Origin of the sequence: uncultured Cetobacterium sp. (assembly GCF_945952365.1) — a bacterium.
In the GTDB taxonomy this organism is placed as follows: domain Bacteria; phylum Fusobacteriota; class Fusobacteriia; order Fusobacteriales; family Fusobacteriaceae; genus Cetobacterium_A.
In genome coordinates this window covers 25,759-35,198 of the sequence record NZ_CAMFHX010000027.1, presented here as the reverse complement: position 1 = coordinate 35,198, position 9,440 = coordinate 25,759, and the positions used below count along the sequence as shown (strand labels likewise).

Genomic DNA, 9,440 nt, shown 5'->3' with positions numbered 1-9,440 from the left:
GTCGCTGGTTCGAGCCCAGCAAGAAGCGCCATTTTTTTATTTTTTGTAAAAAAAGTGTAAAAAGATCATCTGTAATAGAAAAAAAATTGACACGAACATTTAAATAGTGTATACTGTGTTTGAATGATGTATAAATTGAAAGAAATTCTATTATTTAATATTTAAAGGTCTTACATAGGTACCTTATATTAGTTGGATTGAATGGAGATTTATTACATGAAATCAAAAATTTTATGGAGGTATCAAATGAAAGGTACAGTTAAATGGTTCAACCAAGAGAAAGGATTCGGATTCATCACTGGTGAAGATGGAAAGGACGTTTTCGCACACTTCTCTCAAATTCAAAAAGATGGATTCAAAACTCTTAATGAAGGAGAAGAAGTTACTTTCGATGTAACTGAGGGAGCTAAAGGACCTCAAGCTACAAACATCACTGTTGCAAAGTAATTTAACAAGGAGCTAAGGCTCCTTTTTTTTTATAAAAATTTTGTAAAAAATAAGTTAAATTAAAAAAATATATTTTCATTTAAAAGATATTTATGATACCATTATAACATTATAAATTAATTATGAGGGGGAAATGATGGAGATACTAAATTCAGTAGTAAATTTTTTAAATGATATTCTTTGGAGTTATGTTCTGATTGTAATGTTATTATTTGTGGGAACGTATTTTACTTTAAAAACAAAATTTGTACAAATTAGATATTTTACTCAAATGATCAAGATACTAGGTGATAGTGTAGGTCAAAAAGGTGGAGTATCATCGTTTAAAGCATTTTGTATAAGTACAGCTTCTAGAGTAGGTACAGGAAACTTAGCAGGGGTTGCAATAGCAATCGCATCAGGAGGATCGGGTGCAATATTCTGGATGTGGCTGATAGCTATAATAGGTGGTGCCTCAAGTTTTGTTGAAAGTACGCTGGCACAAATTTATAAAGTAAAAGATGGTGATGCTTTTAGAGGTGGGCCAGCTTATTACATGGAGAAAGCTTTAAATAGAAAATGGATGGGAGTTGCTTTTTCTATATTGATTTCAATAACATTCGGATTAATTTTCAACTCGGTTCAATCGAATACAATTTCATTAGCATTCCACGAAGCTTTTAAAATGGATAGAACAGTTGTTGGTATAATTTTAGCTGTAGCAACAGGAGTTATAATTTTTGGTGGTGTTCAAAGAATTGCGAACTTCAGTGCAGCTGTTGTTCCAGTGATGGCAACATTATATATAATAATTTCAATGTATGTTGTTGTTAAAAATATAGGAATGGTGCCAGAAATATTTAGAGATATAATTGAAAACGCTTTTGGAATAAGACAGGCAGTAGGAGGAGGAATTGGAGCTGCAATTATGACAGGAGTAAAAAGAGGACTGTTCTCAAACGAAGCTGGAATGGGATCAGCACCAAATGCAGCAGCAGCGGCAGAAACTTCACATCCTGTTAAACAAGGTTTTGTTCAAACATTAGGTGTATTTACAGATACAATCTTAATCTGTTCTTGTACAGCATTTATGGTTTTAATCTCTGGAGCTCATCAAACAGAGGGATTAACAGGAATTCAACTAACTCAAAATGCTTTAAGCTCTCAAGTTGGTCATTGGGGAAATATTTTTATAGCAGTATGTATATTACTATTTGCATTTAGTTCGATTATTGGAAACTATTATTATGGAGAAACAAATATAGAGTTTTTAACACCAAATAAATCGTGGTTAAATCTATATAGGGCTGGGGTTATAGCTATGGTAATGTTTGGATCAGTGGGTGAACTAGCTTTAGTATGGAATATGGCAGATCTGTTCATGGGGCTTATGGCAGTATTGAATCTGATTGCAATATTCATGTTAGGTAAAGTTGCATTTGAAGCTTTAAAAGACTATAACACTCAGAAAAATAAGGGATTAGATCCAGCATTTAATAAAAATGACATAGATATGCCTTATGGAGAAAGAGTTGAATGTTGGGATTAATAAATTAACTATTGACTAAAAGATAAAAATACGGTAAAATTTCATGTAGTTGCGCCTCTATAGCTCAATTGGATAGAGCATCTGACTTCGGATCAGAGGGTTATGGGTTCGATCCCTGTTGGGGGCGCCACAACAGAAAATTATATATCTAATAGACATAAGCTTAGATAATTCTAAGCTTTTTTTATTGAAGCAAATAGAAAAATCTTGAAAACTTATAGAAGTATTTATTATAACTTAATGTAATACTACAAAATTAAATATACATCGGGAGAAAGTTATGAAGAAAATCTTTATTTTAATTATTTTGTTGCTTTGTGTAGGATGTTCATCTACACCTAAAAGAGGTTCTAAAATTTCAAAATATTTTACTTTGAAAGAAGCAACCAATAGCTCTGTAGCAAGAAAATATGGGATAAAAAATATTCCAACCAACTCAGAGTATAAAAATATAGTTTATACAGCACAGAGAATGGATGAGGTGAGAAAGGCTTTAAAAACTAGAGTATATGTCACAAGCTGGTATAGAAGTAAAAAATTAAACAAAAGAGTGAAAGGTAGTAGCAATTCATATCATCAAAATGGTCTAGCGGTTGATTTTAGAATAAAGGGTAAGGCAAAAGATATAAAAAGAAAGTTAGATAGAGCTAAAATTAGTTATGATCAACTTATCTATTATCCAAGACAGAATAGAGTTCATATAAGTTTTAAAAAATCTAAACGTCAAGAACGAAAACAATATTTTATTATAAAGTAAATGACCATTTTTCAAGGGTCATTTTTACTTTATAATATATTACAGCAAGGGTCTCTCTAAGAAACATACTGACTTTGCTCTTATTGGGAGTATCTGCATAGATAGGATTCAATTTAAAACCTATATTTTTTGCAAAAAATTTAACACGATACATATGAAAATCATTACTAATAACTCCTACTGAGTATAAATTTTTAGGAATAAGTTTTTGAGAAAATAAAAGATTCTCCAGTGTTGTATTAGATTTATTTTCTTCAATAATATTTTTATTAGGAATAGAAGCTTTTAAAAGATAGTTTTTCATAGCTTTACTTTCAGAAATAATCTCATCTTTACCCTGTCCACCTGAAACAATAAAAATAGTATCAGGATATTTTTTATAATACTTGATAGCTTTATTTAATCGATATTTCAAAATTGTTTTTGGCTCAGTTCCACGTAAACCCGCTCCTAAAATTATAACATACTCATTTTTTATTTTTTCACTTTTAGAATTATGGATATCAGAAATAATAGTACCTAAGGTGAAAATAAAAACAGCACTAAAAATAAAAGTTAGCATCTTAATAAAGTTTTTTATAAATTTATTTTGTTTTGAAATAAAGAATATATAAAAGCAAATAAAAATATAGAAACAAAAAGCTATATTTATAAAAAATGAAGATGGAAATTTTTGTTTATAAAGATAGAAAAAGCATAAAATAAAAAAATGAATTAAAATATTAAATAAAATCATAAAAACCTCCAATAAAATTTTTCTAAAGATTGAATTATTAGAATTATTCTACAACACAAATGGCCAAAAATCTATATACAATATAAAAGGTTACTTTTGAAACTCCCCCTAGTATTTTAGGGGGAATTTATTAAAATTTTAATAAATTTAAGAAAGCAACAAGAACTGGAATTGTAAATAAACTAAATATTGTTGATAAAAGAGAGCAACTAGAAGTAAGAAGTGGTTCTCTATTATATTTTAAAGAGTAAGCTATAATAACTGATGCAGTAGGAGTTCCCATCATGACAATAATGACTCCTAGACTTTCTTTTGAAAGAGTCAATATTCCAAATAGATTAAATATGTAGATAATCGCTAGAATAAAAATTGGAATAAAAACTGTTTTTACAATAGAGAATTGCCAAGCAACCTTACTTTTGAATGATTCTTTAATAGAAAGTTCAGATAACTTTAATCCAGCAGCTAACCAAGCTAAAGGAGAGCATAGACTAGCAAGGAAACTAAGAGGTTTATATAACCAAAATGCAGTTTTATCAATCCTTAAAAATGCGTAATTCTGTCCACTTGTGTTTACCTGAGGAAGATACTCTTGAAATATCCATATAAATAATCCTAGAAAAGTAGCTAAAATAACCGGATTAAAAATCATTGATTTTATATTTTTCTTATCCATTTTAACACCAGACATTTTAATAAAACCATATGAATAAAGTAGTATTCTATAAGGAATAGAAAAAATCGAGGAATATATTATCCCTAAATCACCATATAAAGCTTGTACAATAGGAATACCAAAAACAGTTATTCCTCCAAAAACAGACATCATTTTTAGTGTCAGTTGTTTTTCTGAATCCAGATTTTTATAAAATAGTTGTCCTGTCCAAATTAAAATAAAATGGATAAGAAAACTCCAAATTAAAATATTTAAACCATTTGAAAATGTAGTTTTATCAAAATCTTTCATAAAAGCATTGAATGATAATGCTGGAATAGAAAGAGATAAAATAATTTCTCCTAATGGAATAGAAAAAGAACTTTTAACTTTTTCAGTTTTTCCTAAATAGAAACCTAATACCATGATAGAGATAGATGAAGACATAACGCCTATGATATTTTGGTCTGACAATACAGAGATAAGTGTAGTTGTTGTATTCATTGATTTTCACTCCTATTATTCAACTATAAGATTAGTAGTTTTCATTTTGAGAAATTTAATTAAATCTTTTGGATCTATTTTTATTTGAAGCCCTTTTTGTCCACCACTTATAAGTATAAAATCTTTATCTAAGCAACTTTCATGTATTAGAGATTGATGTCTTTTTTTTATAGCAATGGGAGAACAGCCTCCTCTTATATAACCTGTTTTTTCTTTTAATTTATTGAGCTCGAGCATTTCAACTTTTTTTGAATTAACGATAGAAGCTACTTTTTTTAAATCAACTTCATCACTTCCAGGGATGCAAACAATAAATAGATCCTCGTTATTATTTGTAATAGCTAGAGTTTTAAAAACTTTTGTAATATCATTGCCTGTTTTAGCTGCTACATTGATTGCACCTAATTCATTTTCATCAACTTTATATTCAATAATATCATAGTTTATCTTAGCTTTATCGAGTTCTCTCATAGCATTAGTTTTTTTGATAGACATAGTTACTCCTTTTTTAAAATTTCGTTTTTGTCCTTCTATGTTGTATAGTATATTTTTACATAAATTTTAAGACAAGCTTTTATGACTCTAAAAGTTTTTGTGTGAAAGAATACATCATCAATGGCCAAAAACATAATTTTTGTTTTAAGACGTTTATGATATAAGTTTATTTTGTAAAAAATATAATTTAGATTATACCACAGTAATCATCTAAAAAAATATACAAAAGTTGCTTTTTGTTGTAAAACCATTTATAATATGTTATCAAAAATTTAAGGAGTGATAAAGATGAAGAAGGCTATACTATCGTTACTGCTTTTAATATCGTCATTAAGCTACGCAAGCTGGTGGGGAGGATTAGACGGTGGTGCAAGGGCTGCTATAGTAACTGGATCTGCTCTAATACTAGGATCGCAATACAACCAAAGTGAATATAGACATCAACAAGATTTAAGGAGATTAGACACACAGATTCGTAGAGGATATGAAAGACAGGCAGTAATAGAAAATGCAAACAGAAAATATTCTAATATAACTGCCCCAGGATATTTATATGAAAATCCAAGACCTATTCAACAAAATTATAATCAAGGGTATAGTAATGGAAGAGTTTCAGGAGCTAGAATTATATATTCAGATCAGAGAAGTCAGATTTTAGAGATGGCGGATGGAACTAGAATAGTTGTGAATCAGTAATATAAGAAAAGGAGAGTCAAATCAGACTCTCCTTTTCTTATAAATATGTTTAAGAAAGCATATTGATAAAAATAGTTATAATAGATGCATTAACAAAATCAATAAATAAAGATCCAACTAGTGGTAAGGCGAAGAATGCAGTTGGAGAAGGACCATTAGCAGCTGTAAAAGATTCCATATTAGCCATAGCATTAGGAGTAGCTCCCATTCCAAATCCACAATGTCCTACAGCCATAACAGCAGCGTCATAATCTTTTCCCATCACTCTAAATGTAACAAAATATGCATATAAAGCCATTACAATTTTTTGTGCTAAAAGAATAGCTACTAAAGGAACTGCTAAAGCTGCTAATTCCCATAATCTCATAGACATTAAAGCCATAGCTAAAAATAGTTGTAAGGCAATATTTCCCACTGTATTTATTGCACTTAAAGGTATTTCAATTTTAGAAGCATCAGTAATATTCCGAAGGATTGCAGCAACAATCATAGGACCGATATATACAGGAAGAACAATTCCTAAATTTTTAGCTAAAGGAGTAATGAATCCACCAATTCCCATAGCTAAAACTATATAAACAATACCTTTAAATAAAAGATCTTCATTTAAGTTAAGTTTATTTTCATTTGAAGTTTCATCCTCTGAAAGAATAAATTCTTCTTCTTTAGGAGATGAAAGATTATGTTTAAGCATTAACTTTTTCCCAACTGGACCACCTATAAGACATCCAGCAACAAGACCAAAAGTAGCTGATGCAATAGAAACAGACATAGCACCAGTAGCACCTGCAGCTTCAAGCACAGGACCAAAAGCACCAGAGGTACCGTGACCACCAGTAAGAGGAACAGAGCCAGCAGCAATACCAATAAGTGGATTTAGATTAAAAACTTTAGCTAAAGATACTCCAACTACATTTTGTATAACCACAAGAATGATTGCGACCAATAAAAATGTAAAAACTTGAACACCACCTTTTTTTAGCATACGTAAGCTTGCTAAAAATCCGATTGTAGTGAAAAAAGCAACCATTAAAAGATCCTTTAGCGAACCATCGAAACTAAATACGAAAAGTTGAGAATTATAACCAATTAAAGAAAAAATAGAAAAAATAACGCCGCCTATAACAGGAGCTGGAATGAAAAATTTTTCAAAAAAATAGATTTTATTTTTTATCCATCGTCCTATTAATAATAAACAAACTGCTATAGCCAAAGTCTCTGCCATGTTAAATGTGTGTGTGAACATAAACTTCCTCCTTGAAGAATTTATTTGAAACGTTTTGTCTTGTTTATTGTACAAAAACATTGTTAATTATACAAATATAAAAAAAATATACAGCATATTGATGCTGTATATTTGTCATATACTAAATTTATAATTAATATATTTAATATATAATATATTAAAGAAGTTCCAATACAAGAGTATTTTCATTGATGATTTTATTTGTATTTTTAAATGAAATCTCTTTAGAGAAGATAGGTCCATTATAAACGAAAGTATGATACTCTCCATTTTCACCACAAACATCTGAACCCGTAGATTTTATTTTTTCGATAAGATCATAGTTTAAAGTTTGTCCTAAGAATTCAGAGCTTAAATTATTCAGGTTAACTTTTTTTATAATAGCTTTGTATCCAAGATTAATAAACTCTTTAACTAAATCCTCTCTATTTTTTTGCCATAAAGGAAAAATAGAGTTTAATTCTGTGTTTTTACATCTATCTTCGCCCCATTTTCTATGGTGTTCTATATCAATATCACCAAAAATACAAGCTTCAGCTCCTAATGTTTTCATACTTCTTAATGCATTTTCAAATGTTTCTTCATAGTTATCACCTTCACATTCAACAATTAGTAAAGGAATACTTGTAGATAAAGAAACTTGTTTTAAAAGCTCTATTGAGATATCGTGGAACCAAGATTCACCTTTATTTTTATTTACTGTTGTCATAATAGCAATTGGTTCATATCCAAGTGAGATTGCTTTATGTAAAGATAACATACTATCTTTTCCCCCGCTAAAAGAAACCACAACTTTTATACCCATAAAATCCTCCGTAAAATTTAATCTATTATGACAATATTATAGAGAATTAAATCTATAAAGACAAGAGGAATTTAAAAAAATAAAAGAAAAAAGGAAGCGATGATAAGTTGTAGTAGATAGGGATATATAACCTATAAAAACTAGAGTTGAGGAGGTAAAAAATGGGATACAAAAAATCATTTTCAGAGGTAGATTCTAAATATTGGGGAGAGTATAAAGTTAGAATGTCTAAAGCACAAGGAGTTGAAGAGGTAAAAAAAATATTTTCAATGGTGGTAGCGGAGATGGTAAAAGAGATTGAACCGAACCTAGATCCTGTATATGGAGAGTTTAGTGGTGATTTCGAAATCGATATAAATAGTGAAGTAAAGTATAAAGTAGCTTCAAAAATAGCTGATGATTCAGTTTATAAAGAGTTGGTAGAAAATTCTGACTTACCAGCAATTCTTGAAAAATATGCAGAAATGGCAGTGAATAAAAAGACTCATCTTTTATCAAAAGAGGGTACAGAAAATGGAAAAAAAATAATTCATTAAAATAAAAACCCCTCGCACGAGGGGTTTTTATTTTAAAAGCCTGAATTTTACGAAAAAAATTATACTAGAATGATTTTCTTAAACCAAGTTTGTAGAACATTCTATCTTTGTCAGGAGATGAACTTCCATTATATGCTTCTTGCATAGCTGTTTGCCAGTAAACTTCACCAACAAAAGTTAAAGTAGGATCGATTTTATAATTGAATGTCGTTCCAAGTCTTGTCTCATTTTTATCTCTTGTATCCTTGTATGTTTTACTATTTTTTTTGATATCTTCTTCGTTGTAATGAAGATCAAATCTTGCAAATGGATTAATAGCTAATTTGCTAGTAGCGTTCCAGTTGTATCCAACTCTAAGTTGCCAACGGATGTATTCAGAAGAATCTTCAGAGTATTTATATTCGTTGTAGATAGAAGCCCAAACAGAGTCTTTATTAGGTAATCTATGTCTAATTCCAAGTAATTGAACCTCTTGGTACCAATCGCTATTATATGTTTCAGAACCAACTTCTCCTAATCTTGATTTTTTATCAACCTCAGCAAAAACAGGTCCAGTAAATCCACTTAGATATAGATTTGTTGTATCAGATAGTTTATAAGTCATATCTGGGAAAAATCTTAAACCTAAAGTTCTTTTTGCTTGACTACTAGAACTATTATCGTTTATATCCCACTGCTCATATCTAAATCCAACTTTTGGAGATAAAGTGAAGTTTCCATTATTGTATTTATAACCACTTACAAACATCTCAAATCTATCTCTTTTTGTTTTAAATCTTGCATTTGTTCCTTCTGCTCTTTCTTTTCCATATTGATCTTGATAAAGATACTTAAAATCAAGTTTTAAAGCGGAATTTTTAGGTGTAATACTTCCACTTACATAAGGCATAAATACATCTGAGGTATTGTACTTACTATCATATTGCTCATTTTCGAAACCGAACTCGATTGTGTGTGCAAATGCACCTACAGATAAAATACTAGCTAATAATAAAATAATTTTTTTGGACATTTAAGTCTCCCCCTTTTTATTTT

11 protein-coding genes and 1 tRNA gene are annotated in these 9,440 nt (G+C 29.6%); 6 read left to right on the top strand and 6 right to left on the bottom strand.

The window, feature by feature from the left end:
• The first annotated feature begins 246 nt into the window (after nucleotides 1–246).
• From Q0O83_RS09500 to Q0O83_RS09485, 4 genes are all read left to right on the top strand, one after another.
• Nucleotides 247–447: a cold-shock protein gene (locus tag Q0O83_RS09500; protein WP_294096524.1), complete on the top strand. Its 201-nt coding sequence runs from the start codon at nucleotides 247–249 to the stop codon at nucleotides 445–447.
• 136 nt (nucleotides 448–583) lie between these two features.
• Complete coding sequence (locus Q0O83_RS09495) at nucleotides 584–1,975, top strand: alanine/glycine:cation symporter family protein (protein WP_294096522.1); 1,392 nt, start codon at nucleotides 584–586, stop codon at nucleotides 1,973–1,975.
• 53 nt (nucleotides 1,976–2,028) lie between these two features.
• A tRNA-Arg gene (locus Q0O83_RS09490) sits at nucleotides 2,029–2,105 on the top strand.
• 150 nt (nucleotides 2,106–2,255) lie between these two features.
• Nucleotides 2,256–2,732 (top strand): D-Ala-D-Ala carboxypeptidase family metallohydrolase, encoded by a 477-nt coding sequence (locus Q0O83_RS09485; protein WP_294096520.1) that lies wholly within the window; start codon nucleotides 2,256–2,258, stop codon nucleotides 2,730–2,732.
• On the opposite strand, the gene Q0O83_RS09480 is transcribed toward Q0O83_RS09485, so the two are convergent.
• From Q0O83_RS09480 to ybaK, 3 genes are all read right to left on the bottom strand, one after another.
• Nucleotides 2,722–3,294: a YdcF family protein gene (locus tag Q0O83_RS09480; protein ID WP_294096518.1), complete on the bottom strand. Its 573-nt coding sequence runs from the start codon at nucleotides 3,292–3,294 to the stop codon at nucleotides 2,722–2,724. The two genes, Q0O83_RS09485 and Q0O83_RS09480, sit on opposite strands and share 11 nt — an antisense overlap.
• Nucleotides 3,295–3,598: 304 nt before the next feature.
• Nucleotides 3,599–4,627, bottom strand: a complete 1,029-nt coding sequence (locus Q0O83_RS09475; RefSeq protein WP_294096516.1) for an AEC family transporter — start codon at nucleotides 4,625–4,627, stop codon at nucleotides 3,599–3,601.
• A gap of 15 nt (nucleotides 4,628–4,642) precedes the next feature.
• Complete coding sequence (gene ybaK / locus Q0O83_RS09470) at nucleotides 4,643–5,116, bottom strand: Cys-tRNA(Pro) deacylase (RefSeq protein WP_294096526.1); 474 nt, start codon at nucleotides 5,114–5,116, stop codon at nucleotides 4,643–4,645.
• A 294-nt stretch (nucleotides 5,117–5,410) separates the two neighbouring features.
• Between ybaK and Q0O83_RS09465 the strand changes: the two genes are divergently transcribed.
• On the top strand, nucleotides 5,411–5,818 hold the full coding sequence (locus Q0O83_RS09465; RefSeq protein ID WP_294096514.1) for a hypothetical protein: 408 nt from the start codon (nucleotides 5,411–5,413) through the stop codon (nucleotides 5,816–5,818).
• A gap of 49 nt (nucleotides 5,819–5,867) precedes the next feature.
• Here the strand turns inward: Q0O83_RS09465 and gltS are convergent, their stop codons facing one another.
• Nucleotides 5,868–7,064, bottom strand: coding sequence for a sodium/glutamate symporter (gene gltS / locus Q0O83_RS09460; RefSeq protein ID WP_294096511.1), 1,197 nt, complete (start codon nucleotides 7,062–7,064; stop codon nucleotides 5,868–5,870).
• A 157-nt stretch (nucleotides 7,065–7,221) separates the two neighbouring features.
• Complete coding sequence (locus Q0O83_RS09455) at nucleotides 7,222–7,869, bottom strand: diphthine--ammonia ligase (protein ID WP_294096509.1); 648 nt, start codon at nucleotides 7,867–7,869, stop codon at nucleotides 7,222–7,224.
• A 161-nt stretch (nucleotides 7,870–8,030) separates the two neighbouring features.
• Here Q0O83_RS09455 and Q0O83_RS09450 point away from each other — a divergent pair, with 161 nt between their 5' ends.
• Nucleotides 8,031–8,405 (top strand): hypothetical protein, encoded by a 375-nt coding sequence (locus Q0O83_RS09450; protein WP_294096507.1) that lies wholly within the window; start codon nucleotides 8,031–8,033, stop codon nucleotides 8,403–8,405.
• A gap of 64 nt (nucleotides 8,406–8,469) precedes the next feature.
• On the opposite strand, the gene Q0O83_RS09445 is transcribed toward Q0O83_RS09450, so the two are convergent.
• The gene (locus Q0O83_RS09445; RefSeq protein WP_294096505.1) at nucleotides 8,470–9,417 is read right to left on the bottom strand and encodes a hypothetical protein; all 948 of its coding nucleotides are present in this window, start codon (nucleotides 9,415–9,417) and stop codon (nucleotides 8,470–8,472) included.
• Between the last annotated feature and the right edge of the window lie 23 nt (nucleotides 9,418–9,440).

What these genes read in the sequence shown, in the direction of transcription:
- Q0O83_RS09445 (WP_294096505.1), bottom strand. Translation starts at nt 9,417, where the DNA reads ATGTCCAAAAAAATTATTTTATTATTAGCTAGTATTTTATCTGTAGGT.
- Q0O83_RS09480 (WP_294096518.1), bottom strand. Translation starts at nt 3,294, where the DNA reads ATGCTAACTTTTATTTTTAGTGCTGTTTTTATTTTCACCTTAGGTACT.
- gltS (WP_294096511.1), bottom strand. Translation starts at nt 7,064, where the DNA reads ATGTTCACACACACATTTAACATGGCAGAGACTTTGGCTATAGCAGTT.
- Q0O83_RS09465 (WP_294096514.1), top strand. Translation starts at nt 5,411, where the DNA reads ATGAAGAAGGCTATACTATCGTTACTGCTTTTAATATCGTCATTAAGC.
- Q0O83_RS09475 (WP_294096516.1), bottom strand. Translation starts at nt 4,627, where the DNA reads ATGAATACAACAACTACACTTATCTCTGTATTGTCAGACCAAAATATC.
- Q0O83_RS09500 (WP_294096524.1), top strand. Translation starts at nt 247, where the DNA reads ATGAAAGGTACAGTTAAATGGTTCAACCAAGAGAAAGGATTCGGATTC.
- Q0O83_RS09495 (WP_294096522.1), top strand. Translation starts at nt 584, where the DNA reads ATGGAGATACTAAATTCAGTAGTAAATTTTTTAAATGATATTCTTTGG.
- Q0O83_RS09455 (WP_294096509.1), bottom strand. Translation starts at nt 7,869, where the DNA reads ATGGGTATAAAAGTTGTGGTTTCTTTTAGCGGGGGAAAAGATAGTATG.
- Q0O83_RS09450 (WP_294096507.1), top strand. Translation starts at nt 8,031, where the DNA reads ATGGGATACAAAAAATCATTTTCAGAGGTAGATTCTAAATATTGGGGA.
- Q0O83_RS09485 (WP_294096520.1), top strand. Translation starts at nt 2,256, where the DNA reads ATGAAGAAAATCTTTATTTTAATTATTTTGTTGCTTTGTGTAGGATGT.